The organism is Halorubrum aethiopicum (assembly GCF_001542905.1).
GTDB classification, from domain to species: domain Archaea; phylum Halobacteriota; class Halobacteria; order Halobacteriales; family Haloferacaceae; genus Halorubrum; species Halorubrum aethiopicum.
On the sequence record NZ_LOAJ01000002.1, the window covers coordinates 1 to 19579 of the forward strand.

A 19579-nucleotide genomic window follows, 5' to 3' on the forward strand; every position below is an offset into this window, starting at 1 on the left:
CCAGCTACTATAGACAGAGATACATCGTTCAGTTATCCAACTCTGGACTTGTGTGTATTTTGCTTTGTTGAATCCGATGATGGCGTGGGGTCACTGTTTGAGAGCCTGTTCGAGGTAGGGACCCCCGAAGACGTAGCCCAACGCTAACGAGACCACGACAGCGGCCGCAGAAAGTCCAAGCATTCCTGTCCCGACGAGTGACCATATTTCACCGTGATAAACAACCAGTAACAGAACGATCAAACTGACGAATGAAATGTCCGACAGTCGTTGAATCGGCGTGTGGAGACGGTTACCTATCGACGTGTACACGTACGATAGTGCCAATCCCGCTAGGAGTGGGACGAGCTGGATACGAAGCACCATCCGCCCGATTGCGACGGCGTCGACGATCACGCCACCGGAAACGAGCGCGACCAGCGAGACGTGGATTGTAACGACCGATAGTAGACAGAGGATCACCATCAGACTGCTCGTGAACGCGATATCGCTGTCTGAAATCTCGGCGAACTTCGGACCGAACGGGGCACCGGGAGAGACAGCAAGCAACAAGAACCCGGTCGCATACGCCGGTCCGACTGGAACCGTTCGAATAAGGAGATACGCGACCAACGGCACGGCCACGAGATTCACTACTAAAGATTTCGTCAGGAGTTGTCGGTCTCGAAGTACACTGACAAGCTCGGTGACAGAAAGTTTCAGTCCCATCGAGAACATCGTCGAAAGGACGAAGACTGCCGTCACAGTCTCGACAATCGTATCACCTGATATCGCCTCTATCTTGAAGATATACGGGTGTTGGAATTCAGCGCATTTGTCTGCTGTTATATTGGAATAAGAACGCTGCTGAAGGGTACGATTTCAACAGAGGTGAAGAGATCTATTGCGTGGAGAAGGCCGGTACCTGGCTACGGCCACAGCCCTCGCGTTTCGTGTGCTTCGGCGATGCGAGACAGAGCAACGATATAGGCTGCCTCACGCCAAGTGACATCGCGTTGTTCGAATTCTGATCGAACCGCATCCCAAGCAGCCTCCATCTCGGTTTCAAGCTCATCATTTACCCGTTCGAGTGACCACTTTCGCCGATTGATGTCCTGGAGCCACTCGAAGTAGCTTACAGTGACTCCACCAGCGTTGGCGAGAATATCGGGGATCACTGCGATATCTCGTTCTACAAGAATAGAATCGCCTGTCGAGGTGATTGGGCCGTTCGCACCTTCGACAACGAAATCTGCTGTAATTGTCTTGGCATTTTCCTTGGTGATCACGTTCCCCAATGCTGCTGGAATGAGCACATCGACATCGAGCGTGAGCAGTTTGTCGTTCGAAATGACTGTATCAGCGTATTTAGTAACGGCTTCCGGCTCTTCGTCATGTGACGGGACTGAGCTTGTATCGATCCCTTCTGGTTCGTACATCGCCCCATTCACGTCGCTGATCGCGACGATTGTGGCACCCCAGTCGTCAAGAAGTCGGGCAGCATTTGCTCCGACGCTCCCATATCCTTGAACAGCAACCGTTGTCTCCTTGAGATCGCGGTCGTAGTATTCACAGACCAATTGCGTGACAATCGCAACGCTGCGTCCGGGAGCTTCTTCACGGCCTTCACTTCCACCAACTACGGGTGGTTTTCCGGTGACGACGCCCGGCGTAGTCTCACCTTCCTGCATCGAGTACGCATCCATCAACCACGCCATCGTCTGGGGATCAGTACCCATATCAGGAGCTGGGATATCCTGGTTCGGGCCGATAACGTCGCGGATCTCTTGTGCGAACCGTCGGGTTAGTCGTTCCTTCTCAGCTGAACTCAGTTCCTTCGGATTGACCGCAATTCCACCCTTGGCCCCGCCAAACGGGAGGTCCATGACGGCGCACTTCCAGGTCATCCACATGCCAAGTCCGACACACTCGTCTCTACTCACCGCGGGGTGGAATCGAAGTCCTCCTTTAAACGGGCCTCTGACACTGTCGTGTTGGGCCCGGTAGCCAGTGAACACCTCAACCGTGCCGTCGTCTCGTTCGATCGGGACCGTTACTTCGTGGACCTTCTTTGGATGTTTGAGCCGTTCAACGATACTGGAATCGAGATCCAAGTGACTAGCAGCATGGTACAGCTGGCGACGAGCGGTTTCAAGTGCCGATTCAGATTCCGTTGATTCTGCCGCCTCATCGCCCGGTTCGTTGTGGGTACTCTTGGATTTCGATGCCATGATTATTCGAGTGACATGCGTCGGTTTCGCATCGAGCCGCTACAATCGGGGCACTGACCGGGGCTGTTTTCTGCGATAATGATGGTTCCACACTCGAAGCACTCGTATGGAGTTTCTTCGTCGGATTCAGGGTCGATATCTATCATAGTGTGTTCACGAGTGCCTGCCTGGAATCCACGGCACTCTATGTGGGTGTAATAAGTGTATTAGGGAATATCAAGTCGTTAACCACCAAACATTCATAGAAATTTAAGGTTAGTTATTGAACCCCAGAAATCCCCGGAATTGAGAAGTCATTCTCCTCGAAGAGCGTCTCAAACAGTTTGCGCTGGACTGTCCGAGAGTGCTTATAAAACGCAGGCGGGGAAATTCCGAGTGTCTCCGCAACATCTTCGCCCGTGCTCTCGCGTGGTGACTCGAAAAACCCACTGTAGTATGCCGTCTGGATCACCTCCAGTTGCCGTTCAGTCAGCTTTTCGAGGAATTTTGAATATAAGTCGGGTTCCATGGACTGATCCAGTGTCTGCTTCGAACGGAGGTCGACAGCAGAGAATGTCTCTCGAACGAGTTGGGTTATTGTCCGGACATCGATACTGTCTGGGATGTCTATGACGAGAGTTGTAGATGTTGGGTCAGCAATTGCCTCACGGAAGACGGCACCGTGATCTGCCAGTTCTAAGGCGAGAAACGGCTGTGTGAGCCGAAGACGAAGAATACCACCCTCCCCATCGACGCTAATTTGTTGGATATCGTCAATTCCAACCAACTGTGAGGCAGCGTCTACAACGTCAGGTACTGCTCCGTCGTCGACAGTCACAAACACGTAGCTACCCTCTGTGGATTGCTGAACACCCCCCTGATACGAGAGCGTACATGCTGCGTCTTGAGCGAGTCGCGAAAGAATGAACGTCGAATCATCGATGACAAATTCTACACGTGTCATCGATGTCGTGAGCAGTGCATTCTTTCGCTCGATAGCACTAAGAGCAGACGCGATGGTCTCACCAAGTTCAGCGAGGACAGCTTTCGTTGTGTCATCAAACGCGCCTTGATTCGGTGCGTAGACTGTCAGCACCCCGTGTGTGAGGTCATTGTAGACGAGAGGGATACTCAATACAGAAAGATAGTCACGAGCGAGTGCAGCCTTCCGCCACGGATCTTTACGGAGTCTAGCCGCGACGTTTGTCACCATCGTCACATCGCCAGTAGCGGCAGTCTGGCCGGCTGGCTCTACATCTGCCGCGTCGATAGCGAACGATTGGCTATCCAGATACCCCTGCTCCCTACCTGCCCAAGCCCGTGGCTCGATGGTGTCGGCTGTCCGGTCAATCGCACCGATCCAAGCGAACCGGAATCGGTCCTCGCTGGTTAACAGCTCACAGACAGTATGATCGATTTCCTCTCTCGTTTCCGCTTGAACGAGGGCCTGATCGATTTCCCTGATCGTCTCGTTGATACGATTCAACGCCGTGAGTTGTTCGTTTTGCTCTTGGAGTGTGCGGTCTTGCTTTCGAAGTTGTGACTCTCGTGTGACGCGGTCAAGCGCTGCCTCAGCGGTTGCGGCGAGAAGATCAGTCAGTTCCCGGCTTACGTCATCGAAGAAGCTGATTCGGTCCGAGCCAGCGACGAACACGCCGTGGTTACCGAGTGGAATGTACGCTACACTGCGAAGATCAGTTGCTCGGTTTTCGAGTCGATCCGCCTCGTGAACGTCATCGAAGAATAGCGCTTCGTCCTCAACGAAACTATAACTCGGTAACGTTTCACCATCGGCGTGTATGGTGGGGAGTGGACCATTGAGTTCTTTCATTATCGCCGAGTGGGCCGCAGGTCGAAGTTCGTTACCATCAACATCGAAGAGATAGACCGCACTTGCATCCAAATTAAGGACACTGGGAGTGTCGTCGACGACATGCTGGGCAATTTCCTGATGCGTTTCGGCGTATAGGAAATCGCGGGCAGTCTCTTGGAGGGTCGCCAGCGCTTCCTCGCGCTGCTTGCGTTTCGTGATATCCCGACAGCTAAAGAGGAACGTTCCGTCCTGAATCGAGACTTCACGGATATTGACTAAGAGCGTGTGCTTGCGGCCTGCCTTATCCGTCGCAGTCGTTTCGATATTCTTGAGCACGCCGTCCTCTGCGAGCTCCTCACGGTCGAAAAGATCCGTGCCGAGGAGATCGTCGATTGTCCCTTGCTCGTGAATTTCGTCGGCCGTGTAGCCGAAGATGAAGTGGACGTTGGGACAGACATAGGTGTACTCACCAGCTTCGTTCGTGATGAGTACCGTATCAGTCATATTATTGAGCGTGACGCGGTGGAGTTCTTCTGATTGTCGGAGATCGCGTTCGAGATCGACGCGCTCGGTAATGTCGACGCCCTCAACGACGATTGAAACGAGGTCCCCGCGCTCGTTCTCGACTGGGCGCACAGAGAGATCGATGACCTGTGGGTTCTCGATGTGTGACGGCTGTTGGACGACCGCGTTACTGAATTTCCCATCGAGCGCGTTCTCCACGATCTGTTGTATGTCCGCGTTCTTCGTATCAGTCTCTGCCCACCACGGGAGCATCCAGAACGGTTCACCGACAATCGTTTCAACATCCACATCGACCATTTCCCGTGCTGTCTCGTTCACCCGAGCAAGTGAGCCATCCGGATTAAGCACCCATGTTGCGGTCCGTGAATCGTTGAATATAGCGTCGAATTGTCTCGCGCGATCCCGTTCTGTGGCCGACCGTCGTGCGGATCTGACGGCACGCTCGGTTCGTTCGATGAGTTCGTCAGTCATCCCTTCTATCGGCTCCGTGAGCGTGATGTAATCCATGACCCCGGCCTCGATGGCGTTGCTGGCGATGGCTTCACTCCCATCGGCGGTACAGAACACGACTGGAAGCGTCGTGGTTTCGGTGCGGATCTCCCTGATGAATTCCAGCCCTGTTGTCCCTTCGAGCGTGTCTCCGCTAATGAGACAGTCGGTGGTACGCTTCTGGACGACATCACTCGCTTCCGCTTTGGTTACAACTGTATGTACAGTCGCGTCAGTCTGTGTCTCAAGCGTTGTAGCGAATTGCGTGAGCCAGTCATTTGTTCCGGCGAGCAGTATCGTCGATGAATTGAGGACGGATTGAGAAGTGGCCATTATTCGATCACGTGAACGAGAGACGGCTCCTCTGGATAGCCATTCGAGTTTGTCTACGATTCTGCTGCTGGCCTGGGCTGGAATACACGCACATAGACAGTTAACTATCAAACCAGTAGAGAACAAAAGAATTTGCTATCTAACCCTCAGAAGTATCCGGAGCGATACGTAATATGGAAGCACCATCACCGGAACTCGTTACAGGCACCTGTCGATTTCCGATTTCCGTGGTTCGGCGTCCGTTCACATTATCGAGTAATGACTACCCAACCTTCCGATCATCACAAAGAGACCACTAGCACCGAAGCGCGACAGATACATCAGTCGACATGGGGTATCGTCGCTGGAGCAAGCCTTATTTCGACTGGATTAGCTGCCTACGAGATCGTTCCTGCGAGCGTCACCCCGCTCATCCGTGACTCTCTGGGTATCGGTCCAACAATCGCAGGCTTCCTTGTCGGAATCATGTTCGGTACTGCAGTGATCGCAAGCCTCCCAGCTGGTGCGGTGCTCGATCGAACAGATTCTAGAAACGTGATGGCACTCGCCGTTCTCACACTACTTATCGCTGGAGCGTGGGGATGGATCGCTGGATGGCAAGAGGACTACAGATCAGTAATCGCCTCCCGAGCACTTGGAGGGATCGCCTACGTTGTCGTCTGGAATGCTGGTATCGATATCGTGAGTCGAGCAACGACCAGCAAGAACCGGGCAACGGCTGTCGGCATTTTCACCGCAAGTGGACCGATCGGGTTTGCTCTTGGACAGGGGACTGGGCCACTGATTGCACGTGAATTCGGATGGCCTACGATCTTTATTGCGTTCACGGCACTCACAGTCGTCGGTCTTGGCGTTTTCTGGCCAGCCAGTCGGGGGATCGGGACGAGCGAGGGGGAGGCTCCCTCGGTTCAGGAGTTCGGAGCGGTTCTCCGGAACCGAAAAGTCTGGTCAGTTGGATTGCTCGGCTTCCTCGGCTATTCAGTATACCTATTCGTGAATAGCTGGGGTGCATCGTACCTTACGGCCGAACTTGGACTGTCACTTACAGTGAGTGGGCTCTTGGTGGCAGTCTTTCCCGCAATCGGTGTTATCTCCAGAATCAGTAGCGGACTCCTGTCTGACCGAGTCTTCGAGGGTCGCCGCCAACCCATCGTTTTCGGATCCTTCGCAACTGCGGCTCCACTCATACTGGTGTTCACGCAAGTCCAGTCACTTCCACTGCTCATTACGCTCCTACTGCTCACTGGATTTGCGGTTCAGCTTACACTGGGTCTGTCCTTCACGTATGTTCGGGAAGTCGTCGATTCGCGAGTCGCTGCGACAGCTGTCGCGTTCCAGACGAGTGTTGGGCTAGCGGGGGCGTTTCTTGCACCGATCGTAGGCGGTGTTGTGATCGATCTGGCAGGATTCGATATGGCATTTCTACTCGTTGGTTTTCTCTCCATCTGCGGAATCGCGGTCGCATGGCGAGCACCAGAGCCTAGCTACCCATAACTACAGGCTCAAATTTTTGGAAGCAGATAGGATAGTTGTATTGAAGACACTCTCTATTCAGGCGCTGTTAAAATTCTTAGAGCCTGACAGGATCAGCGTGCGAGATACAGAGGATACAGTCAGCACAAGAGCCTCGTTATTTCGTCATACAGCTTGAATTAGCCGATAGATATGCCTACCAGCTTATTAGGAAAAGGTAACGTTTCTAAATTCAAATCTCGCACCACCGTCCTTCCCTTCCGCAACATTCAGTGTCCAGTTGTGGTTCTCAGCGATCTCGTTCACAATACTGAGACCGAAACCAGTCCCGTTCCTTTTTGTTGAAAATCCGAATTGAAGAAGAGAGTCACGGGCGTCCTCGGAAATACCTCGACCATCATCCTCGACGTAGAATCCATCACTTAGCGCATTTATCGTGATTCTCACGTCATTCCCTCCGTGTTCAATCGCATTATGAAATAGGTTTTCAAGTACCTGCTTGAATTGACTATCATCTGCGAGGATCGTTCGCGCTGTCTCAACATTGAGGGTCGCCCCCTCCGTCTCAATATTCTGCCAGCATTTCTCACTTAGTTCCTGAATGTTCACAGCGTCTAATTCTGGATCTGTTTCCCCTTCTCGTGCTAATGTCAAGAGATCATCGATTAGCTCATTCACTCTATCGATGGATCCTTCCATCGCATCAAGATGCTCGCTTTTACACTCCTCTTTGGCGAGTTCTAAACGTCCTTGTATCACAGTCAGCGGATTGCGGAGGTCATGAGAGATGACGCTGGCAAATCGGTCAAGCCGATCTCGTTCTTGCTTCAGTTGCTGTTCGTACTTCTTGCGGGCAGAAATGTCACGCGAAGAAACCACATACCCATCAAGCGCAGTGGTCGTTTGATTACTCCCGCGAGTCTCAAGCCAGATCCACGATCCGTCCTTGTGTTGGAATCGCAATTCGACAGCCGCAGTGGTGTGGTCCACGTCTGCCTCAATAACCTCATAAAACGCTTCAAGAGCCTGCTGTCGGTCGTCCGGATGAATATACTCGAATACATTTTTGCCCTCAAGCTCGTCGGGTTCGTAACCGAGAACACGCTCGATTGACGGGCTTTCATACCGGATGGTCCCATCTTCATCCAGTACTGTTAGTGTATCGACAGTATGTATAATGAGTTCTTCAAAAGCCTCTACCGTCAGATCCGTAACCATTACCAAAAAATCGTCAGGGGCGCTATTTAACAATAACTGTTGGATAATCAATTAACATGATCTCGGATCAGCACGGTTATAGCCCAGTATTTGCTGTATAGACCGATCCAATCTGATCGTATCTGTAACTGATCCATACAAGATACGTGACCTCTATTCAGCACGGCCCCGACGAACTATCAGCAGGTGAGGATTTCGATAGAGCTGATTCATTCTAACGCTTCGGCAGATACCACTTCCACTTTCACTCCACGTCCATGGCTCACCCCTTTTACGAGCCTGTCCATCGTGGCTACCATGTCCACCCGTTCCCGACGACCGACCGCGGATCTTCCGGATCTCACGCCAGGCGTCACCCTCGTCGATGTCGACGACGATCTCGGCGTCACCCCCGTCCAGGCGCTCCTCCTCGATCGAGTGCTCGCCGGCGACGGCCGAGCCTTCTGGGTCGATGGCGCAAACAGGGCGAACACGACACGCCTCCGCGACCTCGCGCCGGCCGACCGCGTGCTCAACCGGATCGAGGTGGCCCGCGGGTTCACCGCACATCAGCACACGTCGCTGCTCGACCGACTCGCGGGCCGGCTCACCGCCCGAGAATCGCCGTCAGTCGTCGTCGCGACCGGCCTCGACGGGATGTACCGCACAGCCGACATCAGCGCCGAGCTCGCAGAACAGCTGTTCATTCGCGCGATCGCGTCGGTCGCCCGTATCGCTCGTGTCCATGACGTGCCGGTGCTCGTGACGCGGTGTCGCAAGGATGACTTCTCGCGGCCGCTGCGCCGCGCTGCGGCGACGCACCTCCAGTGCCGGGCGACGCCGTTCGGACCACGCTTCAAGGACACAGCAGGCGGCGAGGAGACGCTCGTGTATCACACGGGAGACGGCTGGATGCAAACGACACTCGCATACTGGCAGGAAGTGCTCGAACACCGCGCCCGGATACACGAAGCGTCGACGCTCGAACTCGCCGCCGGACCCGTGGGTGTCCAGTAATGGGTCGGACGAATCCGACGTATCGAGACCAGTTGAGCGCGATCGAAGACGAGTGGGACGACTACCGCCGCGCACTCCGGCGACGGGACCAACCCCGATTCGACCGGCTGTTCGTGTACGCTCGCGATCACGCCGACGCTGCGGGGAATCTCAACCATCCGGACCCGCTTGCGCCCGTGTGGATGGCGATCGCGCTCGAACAGGAGCGACGAATACGGGAGTTAGAAGAAACAATTCAAGGATTAGAACAAGGAGATGAACGAAGAGAAGGGTGACAATCTGGTACACGCACTGAGACAAACTCCTCTGTATCCGGAGACCATAGAGTGGTCAATTATTTCGTTCTTCAATTACGAGCTCTCGGGCCTCAGAAACGAGACCTTGACTCTCGGCAAATGCTTCTGCGTCTAAAGCGACAGCTGCCCCGACACCATCTTCTAGTACGAAGTTCATCTCGATCACGTTCTTGAAGCACTGGACGAGACACGTCAACTCGCCGTGATCCTCAGAAAACGTATTCTTGTAAATCGGAGCGGTAAGCGAGTCCATCCGTGAATCATCAATTACATTCGTGATTTCGTCTTCGGTGTACTGGGCCGCCACATCATCTCGCAAATAGACGATGTCGTGACTTACATGATCGTACTTCACGATGCTTCGAAGGTTGTCATCTGTCCTGTGCTTGAAAAAATCCTCCAACCGCGAGGCCATTTTAACAGCCATAAGTTTCGCTATCGCCGTATCGATAAATAACCAAAGGTTGATTCATTCCGCAGTAGAATGAATGAATGATCGAATGCCGGATTATCCGTTTAGAGTTACTCAGCGGGTCGCTCTCTGGCACTTTATCCGGAGTCTGACGGCAGTGAGTTCAATCGCTACAGTGATCTTTTTGATGGGGTTCTATCCGAATGGCGAAGCAGTACTCCCCGAAGGTGATTATTTTATCGTATACCTCCTCATCGGCTTCGCAATTATCACAGGATATCGGCCTCTATTTTTGTCATATAAAATTCAACGACAGCGTTGGTGAGGCATTCTACATGTTCTCCGTCAACGTCCGACGCTCAGCGGAGAGCTAGCCGTGATTGATATCCAACTCTACTCCTGCCGTACACACATGGCTCAATCCTTTTACTGGATCATTTTCGTGCCGAGTATACACGCTGTACGTCCCACGATTATCTTAACACCATTCTGAGGTGGTAGAAATTTTATCGTTCAATACGCAGTCTTCAGTGATCGGCTGTTTCAGGCGAGAATATAACTGGAGAATAGGATCCAACAAAGCCGATAGTGTTCTCAATTCTGTTTATAGTTCAGTTCCACTTCCACTATACACCCATGGCTGACTGCTTTTACACTGGGTTCGAATTCTAATTGAAATGGTCTTCACGCTGGACTATCTCGGAGGCGGTCGCGTTGCCGCGTGGACGCTCACACCGAACGGAGTGGCTCGCGAGGTCCACGAGGACCACCGGCCGACGCTGTTCGTCGGTGACGCGCCGAGCGACCTCTACGGACGGACCGGTGGTTCCAACCCAACACCGCCGGCTCGGGACGGACTCTCGGAACCGCTGGCCGACCTCCGTTCGTTCCTCGATGGACAGGCAGCCGTCGCCGACCTCAGCGTCGAATCCCACCGACAGACGTTCCGGACGGACGCCCGGCCACTCCTCCGCGTCGACGCCACATCGATCGACGCCGTCCGGGCGATCGCAAAGCGTGTCCGGCAGTTCGACCAGCCGGATACGTACACCTGCTACAACGTCGATTTCACGCGGCAACTGCGCTTCTGTCTCGAAACAGACACGCCGGCCAGTCCCGATCGGTCGGTGCGTAACCTTCGGACGCTTCATCTAGGGTTTCCGAGTCACGAATCCGGCATCGATTCACTCCCCCAACTCGCCGTCGAGGGCGACCGGATAGGGGCGACACCACCGGCGGTGGTCGCCGGCGTCCAGGCGATCCTCGACGAGCGCGACCCCGACGTGCTGGTCGTCTCGACTGCCGACCTCGTCCCGCTGCTGTTCGAGGCGGCCGACGCGTACGGGGTTGCCCTCGAACTCGGTCGGCTGCCGGGGTACACGAAGCTCGCCGGCGAGTCGACGTACACTTCCTACGGGAACGTGGGCCACTCCCCGGCTCGGTATGCGGTTCCCGGTCGCGCCATCATCGACGAATCCAACTCGTTCTTCTATCACGAGTCGGGGCTAGAGGGCTGTCTCGATCTCGTTGACCGGTCCGGGTTGCCGCTACAAGAACTCGGGTGGGCATCCATCGGGCGGGTCTTGACGGCGATGCAAATTCGAGAGGCCCGGAGTCGTGACGTGCTCGTCCCGTGGCGGGCGTGGCGGCCGGAACTGTTCAAGACGGCCTCGACGCTCGATGACGCCGACCGCGGTGGGACGACCTTTGCCCCCGATGTCGGTGTCCACGAGGATGTTCACGAACTCGATTTCGCGTCGCTCTATCCGAACATCATCCGGACGCGCAACATCTCGCCCGAGACCGTCCGGTGCGGCTGTTGTGAGACCGACGACGTGCCGGGGCTTGACTACTCCATCTGCGAGCGCGACGGCTACCTGCCTGACGTGCTCGGCCCGCTCATCGACGCCCGGAGCGAGATTAAATCAGAGATTCCCGATGCCGACGGCGACGAGCGCGAGCGGCTAGAGGCTGCCTCCTCAGCGATCAAGTGGATCCTCGTGTCCTGCTTCGGGTATCAGGGCTTCTCGAACGCGAAGTTCGGGCGCATCGAGTGTCACGAAGCGATCAACGCCTTTGCTCGTGAGCTCCTTCTCGATGCGAAGACGGCGCTGGAAGAAGCGGGGTGGCGTGTCGTTCACGGCATCGTCGACTCGATCTGGGTGACGCCCGCTGACGGTCGCGAGCAGCGTCCGTTAGCAGAGGTCGCAAGGGAAGTAAGCGAGGAGGCCGGCATCGAGTTGGAGTACGAGTGTGCGTTCGACTGGGTGGCATTCTGTCCGATGCGGAACTCGGAGTCGGGTGCGCTAACTCGGTATTTCGGGAAACGACGCGGTGAGGAGTACCCCGATGTGGGGCTCGGCGACGCGATCAAGACCCGCGGTATCGAGGGGCGACAGCGATCGACGCCGGCGTGGGTCGAAGACGTCCAGCGCGAGGCACTTCGCGTGTTCGACGAGACGCGATCGCCAGAGGCGGTCTGTGACGTGCTCCGGCGTCGCCTCCGAAAGCTACGGGATGGTGAGGTGGATGCCGCCGGGCTCGTCGTCGACAATCGTGTGTCGAAGGACGTGGACGACTACTCGATGGAGACGCTCACCGTGGCGGCGTTGAAGCGAGCGCGGATCGAGGGGACCGGGTTGTCACCGGGGCAAGCGATCCGGTACGTCGTCGTCGACACGGACGCACGCGGCGCTGCGCGGGTTCGGTTGGAGTTCGAGGACCTGGGGCGGTATGACACCGAATGGTACGAGGAGGCCGCCGTACGCGCCGTCGAGAGCGTGCTGGCTCCAGTCGGGTGGCGTGAGGGGGAGATTAAGCAGTACCTCAGCGGGACGAGCGACGAGACGCTAGCGAGCTACTGAGAACGTATCGGATGTATCGGTGGATCAATAGTCGCGTGTGTATTCGAACAATCTGTAGGGCACTTCGGTTTGCCATCCGGTATGGATATCAATCGTCTCGGTGGCTTCGAAGCCAACGTCTTCATACAGGCTAATTGCTGCTTCCAGTTCGTCGACGGTCCAGAGAAACACGCGTTCATATGCGTGCTCGTGACAGAACTCCATCGCTCGGTTGAGTAATTCGCGTCCCAACCCCTGCCCCTGGAATTCCGGATCGAGAATGAAGTATCGAAGTTGTGCGCCCTCGGTCTGAATGTCCCGACTATCGATGATGATCCCACCTCGAACCTGATCTGTGTCGTCAAGAACGAGCCAGAGCCCATCCTTCGACGGGTCATATCGATCGACGAATTCGGCGATTCCTTCGGCGATTTCAGCCTCGAATGCTGTATCGAGCTCCCAGAGATCGCCATAATACGTCGCGTGAAGTGCCGTGAGTCGTCCGACAGCACCAGGCGCATAGCCGTCGTGAATTGTCGCGCTGTCCATCGGACTTCGATAGGATGTGCGCTCACATAGTTGTCCGTATCTGGAAGAAGGCGTCGCGGTGAAAGCCCGACGACGCCGTTGCCGGCGTTCGTGCGGATAGGACCGGGCGTAGCGGGCAGTCGCGGTCGTGCGGTCGAATCGGATGTTTCAGAACCAGCGAGGACGACGTAGACAGCACTTCAGCGGGACGAGCGACGAGACGTTAGCGGGATTCGTGGACGGGTGAGGTAGAGTCACGAATCCGGCGTGATTCTATTGAACGTCTCGGAGGCACAGGAGACGGATATTGAATACAAAAGGTGGCCATCCAATTCGGCGTATTTTTGCCCTCATGGATGGAACGAGGACCTATGACAGAGAGTATCTCACTCGATGGTCGGACGCTTGCTGGCGTTACAAACAGCGATACTGGAGAAGTGAGTGAGGATACTCGCTTCGAGTTTGAGCAAGAGGGTGACCGGATTTACGCACACTATACAGGTGGGGACATCGTCGATGGACATCTCGTTGGAACGTTCGATGGTCGTGAATTGGATATCAGGTATTCACAGATCAATTCAGAGAATGAAACGGCGAGTGGCCACTCCGTGGGCACCGTCGAACTGCTTGACGACGGTCGCGTGCGTATCGAAGACGAGTGGGAATGGGAATCACAGGATGGCAGTGGCGAGTCAGTGCTCGAAGAGATCGCCTGATACGAGTCTCGACTCTGACCGAAACGCACCCCGTGTTGCGCAATCTTCCATTCTGCGACCATCAACTGGGGATTCAACAGAGCGACACAGCAGTCGATCTGAGTTGTCACTGACCCCCTTTACATGAGTTCCAGAGTTCGGTTGAGACGCGCCCGCAGTAGGCCAGCACGACCAACACGACCCGCAATCAGCCAGCAGTTCGGTGCGTCCGTCGGTCACCCGAGATCGCGGGGGAGGTACCGAAGACGACTCGCTCAGTAGTCCCGAAATCCTGTCGTCGCAACGAGACGCCGCGTTTTGGACACGCGGTCGTCGGTGACCGCGACCGGGGCGACCGGAACAACGTCGAGGGAAAACCTGCGGTCGACGGTGGCGGCGTGAGGCCCGGAACGCTGTCACGAGTGGCGGTCCACGATCTACAGCGAGCCCCTCTTACCCGGCAGAAAGCGTCGCGGTGAAAGCCCGACGACGCCGTTGCCGGCGTTCGTGCGGATAGGATCGGACATGGCGGGCAGTCGCAGTCGTGCGGTCGATCCGGGTGTTTCAGAACCAGCGAGGACGACGTAGGCCGTATCGAGCGTGTCGTCGACGGAGGCTGCCTGATAGTCGTAGGTTGGGACGCTCCGTTCCTCGCAAGAAGGGCTACAGGAGTATCCGAAAAGCACCCACTCCGGTCACTACAAGACAAGAATACTCACCTAGGCAACCCTGTTGAAATCCTCCTCTTCAGACAAACTCTCGATTGAAACAGTCAATTAATGAGAGGTGTGTATTGAACATCACTCTGTTTCCTGTTCATGGTAGCGCGGGTGAGAGTCGCCGACAAGTCGCTTGAAGATGAGGATCACGATGTTGTGGAACAGAACTAGAATAGTGACGCTCCCAACGATGATGCCAACACGAAGAGGCGTTGAAAGCAATCCAAGTGAGACGATAAGTGTAGTCGCACAGGCCGGTGGATGAATGGTATCGGTGGTAATCATCGCCCAACTCGTCAGTATAATAGAGACGGTCGCGCTTGCGGCCAGTCGAAAGCCATCACCTGAAAATGGCAGTGGTGTCGCCGTAATCGAAACGCCAGACGCTACAACAGTCCATGCGAACAGGCCAGCGAGACCGCCGATGAGATGACTCCCAATAATGAGGCGAGTCTGTGTTCGGTCGCTTTGGCGATCAAATGCGAGAACAAACGCCGTCGGCCCGAGACTTGGAAAAATAAACGGTTGCCCACTTCCCCACGCAGTTACGCCGAGGACAGTAAACAAGAGGCCGGCATATAGGCTTGTACCGACGCGCCGTCGCATAGCGGGTGGTTCAGGCCTGCGATATAAACCAACCCCGTTCTCTATTGATTGTGGTGGCTGCTACGTCTCTCCCCTGGTCTGACCACAAGTCGTCCTAGTGTATCAGCTACCGAGAGATCAACAGAGCCACTTGGCCTAATTGGACCCAATGAAATCCGCCTATCTCTCCGTCATCTATTTGTGGGCAGTGAAATGTGGAGATAGTATCACATGAGCCAAGCCACACTCGGCAGTGGCCCCTATCGAAACTCCAACCTCTTTTCCGGGTACTACCTCGACGAGCGCGTCGACGACCTCGACGACTGGGAGTCCGACGACGAGGCCGAAGCCGTGTTCGAGGATCTTCGCGAGTTGTGGGAACTGGAGGGCGATCTCGTCAGCTCCTACGGCGAGGACGAATTGCTTGACCAGTGGATAAGCAAGGTCCTCGGTTCTCTCGGTTTTGACACGATCTCCGAGGGAACGCTTCCCGATGGTGGCGGGTACGTCGACCGACTCCTCTACGAGTCCAGTGAAGCGAGACGCGGTGCGGCAGAGCGGAAGCTCCAGCACGATCAAGAGGGGATGTTCTCACGGGCGTCCGCACTGCTCGAAGCTAAACAGTGGGGGCACGATTTCGAGAAGCGATTCAGCGAGGAACGCTCCTACCGCGACGCCTCCCATCAGGTGAAGTACTACCTCGAACGGACGCCGGGCGATCTCCAGTGGGGGATCCTCACCGACGGGCGAAAGTGGCGGCTCTACGGCACCAAAGACTACGAGACGCAGACCTACTACGAGGTCGACTTGCCAGAGCTATTGGAATCCGGCGACCTCCAGCAGTTCAAGTACTTCTACTGTTTCTTCCGGCCGGAGGCGTTCGTCGAGGTGGCTGGCACGTCCTTCCTCGAAACCGTATGGTCGGAGTCCGAGACCGCCGCACAGGAACTCGGTGAGGATCTCCAAGACAACGTGTTCACCGCGCTGCGGGTGCTCGGCAAGGGATTCGTCGAGAGCAACGACCTCAACATCGATCCCGAAGACGAGACCGAGCGCGAGGAACTGAAAGAGCAGTCGCTCGTGCTGCTCTACCGGCTGATGTTCGTCCTGTACGCGGAATCGCGCGGGCTCATCGATCCCGAAGCCCCGAGCGCGAACGTAGAGTACCACGAGAATTTCAGCCTCGAAGAGGTCCGAGGCGACATTATCGACGCGGTCGAGGGCGGTGATGTCGAGTCGGGGGCGGCGTTCCACGAGGAGTACAGTGAGTTCTCGACGACGATTTGGAACCGGCTCTCGCGGCTGTTCGAGTTGATCGACGAGGGAGAGGAGGCGCTCGACATCCCGCCGTACAACGGGGGGCTGTTCGATCACGATGACCACGAGTTCCTGGCCGAGAACGAGGTGTCGGACCCGGCGATCGCGGAGGTGATCTTCCGGCTATCAACGACGCAGAATGAGGCAGGGGAGTACGTTCCGGCGGACTACGCCGACCTCGACACGCGGCACCTCGGGTCAATCTATGAGGGCCTGCTCGAACACGAGTTCCGGATCGCCCCGGAAGAGGGCATGGCCGCGGTCGCGGAGGACGGCGGACAGGTGTGGAAGCCGGCGAGCGAGGTGTCGGTCGCGGACGCGGTCGAGACGGTCGAAAGCGGCGGGCTATATGTCGTGAACGACGAGGGCGAGCGTAAGGCCACGGGGGCGTACTACACGCCGGATTACGTGGTGACATACATCGTCGAGGAGACGGTCGATCCGCTGGTCGACGAGATCCACGCGGACCTGGAGGCAGACGGGCTCTCCCGCAGCGACGGGGAGTACTTCCGGCGTTTCTACGACCGGGTGACGGACCTAACGATCCTCGACCCGGCGATGGGGTCGGGTCACTTCCTTACGAAGGCGACGGGGTATCTCACCGAGCAGGTGATGGAGGTCGTTCGTGAACAGGAGATCCAGTCGTACGACGAGCAGGACATCCGCCGCGAAATCTCCAAAGAGGCGATCTACGGGGTCGACCTGAACGGGATGGCGGTCGAACTCGCGAAGCTGTCGATGTGGCTCGAAACACTCGCGGCTGACCAGCCACTCGCGTTCTTAGATCACCACCTGAAAGCGGGGAACTCGCTCGTCGGGAGCGACATCACGGAGGTCCTAAGCGAAGACGGCCCGGACGGTGACGACGGACAGATCACGCTGACACAGGCGTTCGCAAGGGTTCGCCAGGACACGCTCGAACACGTGATGGAGTTGATGGCGGATTTGCTGGCGTACGACAACGAGACGCTAGAGGACGTGAAATCGATGGAGGAGCTGTACGACGAGATCCGCGAGGACCCGCTGTACACGCGGCTGTTCGAACTCGCGAACGTCCACACTGCCGAGGAGTTCGGTGTCGACGTGCCCGAGGGTTCCTATGAGCAGATGGCAGGCGCGATCGACGACGAAGACGACTGGGCGGAGGTTCGTGGAGAGGATTGGTTCACGGCGGCACAGGCGACCGCCGAAGAGCAGGATTTCTTCCACTGGGAACTGGAGTTCCCCGAGGTGTTCTTCAATGCAGAGGGCAAAATGAAGACGGAAGCCGGCTTCGATGCAGTTGTCGGGAACCCACCGTATCTCCTTCTTCAAGGAACCAAGCAGCAGGAGATAATGAGATCATTTTATCCGCAAATATTCACAGGCACTAATGACATACTACACTTTTTCATTAAACGTGCCTCTGAAGTCGTTTCTGACAACAGGAGTATAGGATATGTCACCTCAAGATACTGGTTAGAATCAGAGCATAGTGACTCTCTTAGGGATTATGTTGCTGACAGTATGCCACCTGCCAAAATCCTAGACTTCGGTAATCTTCAGATTTGGCCAGAAGTTAGTATATTATGTGTCGTTTCAATCTTCCACACATCAGATCGAACTGATACGGAGGTTTTTATTGACTCTGAGGAGCAGTACGACGGTACAGAGCAGTTTCTCTCAGACATCTCAAATGGGTCAAAGGAACCGCTCAAAATGCCCACAAAACACCTCGGAGCTAGCCCGTGGAATCTTCGCGCACTGAGTGCGGGGGAACTCTGGGAGTCAATGAGAGAAGACACGGTAGCACTGAAAGAGGTTTCAGAAATCACTCAAGGAATCAAATCGGGAAATAACGAGGCATTTACTGTGACACAGGAGACGATAGATGAGTATTCTCTAGAAGTAGCCGATTTGCTTCCGTTATCACGTGCAAAGGATATCAGGCCGTATGATATTAAATCAGATAGGTACGTGATTTACGCAGATAATGAATTTGATCCTGGGGAATACCCGAATATAATATCTTATCTAGAATCGCATAAGTCGGATCTAGAGAATCGTACCGAAGCTGAACGTGGAAAATATCCTTGGTGGAGACTCCAGCGCCCACATGAACGAAGGCTAATTGAAGCATCTGAGAAGGTTTTGGTTCCTCATTATGCCAAAATAAACAGATTTGCCTATACAAATGACGGGACAGTGGGAATGACAGATACATTTCTTATTGTCCCAAATGGAGAATACAATATTAAATCCCTAACCGCAATTCTCAACAGTTCGCTTCTGAACCTGTATATGCGCGTATTTGGTAAACAAAAGCGTGCGGGCTATCTCTCTTATGCCGGGAATAGGCTTGAGTCAATTCCGATTCCTGATATCAATCAAGATTCGTTCCAGTTTGATCAAGGTCTATTTGATTACTTCTCAGAGAAATTAGTTGATATTCATTCAATCGAATCAAAGTCTGTGTTGGATTCAGAGATGGTGTTGTTATCAAAGGCGTCTGAAAAGAGAACTCAAATAACAAATCAGAGAACGAGGCTAAACACATCTGTTTTAGATTATCTATCAACTGATGTTGAGATCCAGCTTTCCGAGGTTGGATTATATCAACCGACTCAGGGGACGCATGACACCATATTGAGCAAAACAGCCTCGGAGAGAGCATCTCTTCGGGTCGGTTCAGCAGATGTGGCGAGAAAATCTCCGAACACGGTCCTGATCGAGGCCACCGCTCGCTACAAGCCCGACGAAGAGGACGCACACGAGACGGACCAGTGGGGCTACACGGAGACGGAGTACCTGCCGGCGTTCCGGATCACGGATCTCACCGAAACGGAAGCAGACCTGATCGAACACTTCGTGCCGGTCGCCGTCGACGAGGCGGGCGGGTTCGCGAACTTCCGAGAGACCGCGACGAAGACGAACTCGCTTATCGATCGGCTGAAAGCGATCGAGTTGCCCGACATCGACGACGTAGCCGGCGACCTGGAGAACTACCTCCGGACGAAGGAGCGCGCCGAGGAGCTTGACGAGAAGATCGAAAAGACGGACGAGCTGATAGACGAGATCGTCTACGAACTGTACGGGCTGACCGATGAAGAGATCGAGATCGTTGAGGAGGCCGTCAAAGAATAACAGTTCGAGACCGAACGAAGAGACA

Annotated in this window: 14 protein-coding genes; 6 read left to right on the top strand and 8 right to left on the bottom strand. The window is 55.2% G+C overall.

Annotation, left to right across the window (positions count from 1 at the left end; translation table 11 throughout):
* Nucleotides 1-90: 90 nt before the first annotated feature.
* From AXA68_RS14605 to AXA68_RS14615, 4 genes are all read right to left on the bottom strand, one after another.
* Complete coding sequence (locus AXA68_RS14605; RefSeq protein ID WP_066418691.1) at nt 91-744, bottom strand: bile acid:sodium symporter family protein; 654 nt, start codon at nt 742-744, stop codon at nt 91-93.
* Nucleotides 745-908: 164 nt separating this feature from the next.
* A complete protein-coding gene (gene gdhB / locus AXA68_RS16145) occupies nt 909-2210 on the bottom strand; it encodes a glutamate dehydrogenase GdhB (RefSeq protein ID WP_080505308.1) in 1302 nt (433 codons plus the stop codon).
* Nucleotides 2211-2212: 2 nt separating this feature from the next.
* Nucleotides 2213-2356, bottom strand: coding sequence for a rubrerythrin-like domain-containing protein (locus AXA68_RS16550; protein WP_106388673.1), 144 nt, complete (start codon nt 2354-2356; stop codon nt 2213-2215).
* A 113-nt stretch (nt 2357-2469) separates the two neighbouring features.
* Nucleotides 2470-5349, bottom strand: coding sequence for a bacterio-opsin activator domain-containing protein (locus tag AXA68_RS14615; RefSeq protein ID WP_066418700.1), 2880 nt, complete (start codon nt 5347-5349; stop codon nt 2470-2472).
* 258 nt (nt 5350-5607) lie between these two features.
* Between AXA68_RS14615 and AXA68_RS16150 the strand changes: the two genes are divergently transcribed.
* On the top strand, nt 5608-6843 hold the full coding sequence (locus AXA68_RS16150) for an MFS transporter (protein ID WP_106388674.1): 1236 nt from the start codon (nt 5608-5610) through the stop codon (nt 6841-6843).
* 186 nt (nt 6844-7029) lie between these two features.
* Here AXA68_RS16150 and AXA68_RS16155 read toward each other — a convergent pair whose 3' ends face one another.
* The gene (locus AXA68_RS16155) at nt 7030-8040 is read right to left on the bottom strand and encodes a sensor histidine kinase (RefSeq protein WP_080505309.1); all 1011 of its coding nucleotides are present in this window, start codon (nt 8038-8040) and stop codon (nt 7030-7032) included.
* A 297-nt stretch (nt 8041-8337) separates the two neighbouring features.
* Here AXA68_RS16155 and AXA68_RS14625 point away from each other — a divergent pair, with 297 nt between their 5' ends.
* Nucleotides 8338-9036, top strand: coding sequence for a hypothetical protein (locus AXA68_RS14625; RefSeq protein WP_066418706.1), 699 nt, complete (start codon nt 8338-8340; stop codon nt 9034-9036).
* Nucleotides 9036-9311, top strand: a complete 276-nt coding sequence (locus tag AXA68_RS17380; protein ID WP_080505310.1) for a hypothetical protein — start codon at nt 9036-9038, stop codon at nt 9309-9311. Before AXA68_RS14625 ends, AXA68_RS17380 begins: the two co-directional genes overlap by 1 nt.
* A 55-nt stretch (nt 9312-9366) precedes the next feature.
* Here AXA68_RS17380 and AXA68_RS14630 read toward each other — a convergent pair whose 3' ends face one another.
* Nucleotides 9367-9759, bottom strand: coding sequence for a hypothetical protein (locus AXA68_RS14630; RefSeq protein ID WP_066418707.1), 393 nt, complete (start codon nt 9757-9759; stop codon nt 9367-9369).
* A 662-nt stretch (nt 9760-10421) separates the two neighbouring features.
* Between AXA68_RS14630 and AXA68_RS14635 the strand changes: the two genes are divergently transcribed.
* Nucleotides 10422-12608 carry a type B DNA-directed DNA polymerase gene (locus tag AXA68_RS14635; RefSeq protein ID WP_066418711.1) on the top strand — a complete coding sequence of 729 codons (2187 nt, stop codon included), beginning with the start codon at nt 10422-10424 and terminating at the stop codon, nt 12606-12608.
* A 24-nt stretch (nt 12609-12632) separates the two neighbouring features.
* Here the strand turns inward: AXA68_RS14635 and AXA68_RS14640 are convergent, their stop codons facing one another.
* Nucleotides 12633-13136 (bottom strand): GNAT family N-acetyltransferase, encoded by a 504-nt coding sequence (locus tag AXA68_RS14640; protein WP_066418712.1) that lies wholly within the window; start codon nt 13134-13136, stop codon nt 12633-12635.
* A gap of 350 nt (nt 13137-13486) precedes the next feature.
* On the opposite strand from AXA68_RS14640, the gene AXA68_RS14645 reads away from it, so the two are divergent.
* Nucleotides 13487-13831, top strand: a complete 345-nt coding sequence (locus AXA68_RS14645) for a hypothetical protein (protein WP_066418713.1) — start codon at nt 13487-13489, stop codon at nt 13829-13831.
* Nucleotides 13832-14610: 779 nt separating this feature from the next.
* On the opposite strand, the gene AXA68_RS16165 is transcribed toward AXA68_RS14645, so the two are convergent.
* A complete protein-coding gene (locus AXA68_RS16165) occupies nt 14611-15135 on the bottom strand; it encodes an HPP family protein (RefSeq protein WP_080505311.1) in 525 nt (174 codons plus the stop codon).
* A 210-nt stretch (nt 15136-15345) separates the two neighbouring features.
* Here AXA68_RS16165 and AXA68_RS14650 point away from each other — a divergent pair, with 210 nt between their 5' ends.
* Nucleotides 15346-19554, top strand: coding sequence for an Eco57I restriction-modification methylase domain-containing protein (locus tag AXA68_RS14650; protein WP_066418716.1), 4209 nt, complete (start codon nt 15346-15348; stop codon nt 19552-19554).
* The last annotated feature ends 25 nt before the right edge of the window (nt 19555-19579 follow it).

Coding starts and splice junctions, on each gene's coding strand:
- AXA68_RS14625 (WP_066418706.1), top strand. CDS start 8,338: ATGTCCACCCGTTCCCGACGACCGACCGCGGATCTTCCGGATCTCACG.
- AXA68_RS16150 (WP_106388674.1), top strand. CDS start 5,608: ATGACTACCCAACCTTCCGATCATCACAAAGAGACCACTAGCACCGAA.
- gdhB (WP_080505308.1), bottom strand. CDS start 2,210: ATGGCATCGAAATCCAAGAGTACCCACAACGAACCGGGCGATGAGGCG.
- AXA68_RS14645 (WP_066418713.1), top strand. CDS start 13,487: ATGACAGAGAGTATCTCACTCGATGGTCGGACGCTTGCTGGCGTTACA.
- AXA68_RS14615 (WP_066418700.1), bottom strand. CDS start 5,349: ATGGCCACTTCTCAATCCGTCCTCAATTCATCGACGATACTGCTCGCC.
- AXA68_RS14635 (WP_066418711.1), top strand. CDS start 10,422: ATGGTCTTCACGCTGGACTATCTCGGAGGCGGTCGCGTTGCCGCGTGG.
- AXA68_RS16165 (WP_080505311.1), bottom strand. CDS start 15,135: ATGCGACGGCGCGTCGGTACAAGCCTATATGCCGGCCTCTTGTTTACT.
- AXA68_RS16550 (WP_106388673.1), bottom strand. CDS start 2,356: ATGATAGATATCGACCCTGAATCCGACGAAGAAACTCCATACGAGTGC.
- AXA68_RS17380 (WP_080505310.1), top strand. CDS start 9,036: ATGGGTCGGACGAATCCGACGTATCGAGACCAGTTGAGCGCGATCGAA.
- AXA68_RS14640 (WP_066418712.1), bottom strand. CDS start 13,136: ATGGACAGCGCGACAATTCACGACGGCTATGCGCCTGGTGCTGTCGGA.
- AXA68_RS14630 (WP_066418707.1), bottom strand. CDS start 9,759: ATGGCTGTTAAAATGGCCTCGCGGTTGGAGGATTTTTTCAAGCACAGG.
- AXA68_RS16155 (WP_080505309.1), bottom strand. CDS start 8,040: ATGGTTACGGATCTGACGGTAGAGGCTTTTGAAGAACTCATTATACAT.
- AXA68_RS14650 (WP_066418716.1), top strand. CDS start 15,346: ATGAGCCAAGCCACACTCGGCAGTGGCCCCTATCGAAACTCCAACCTC.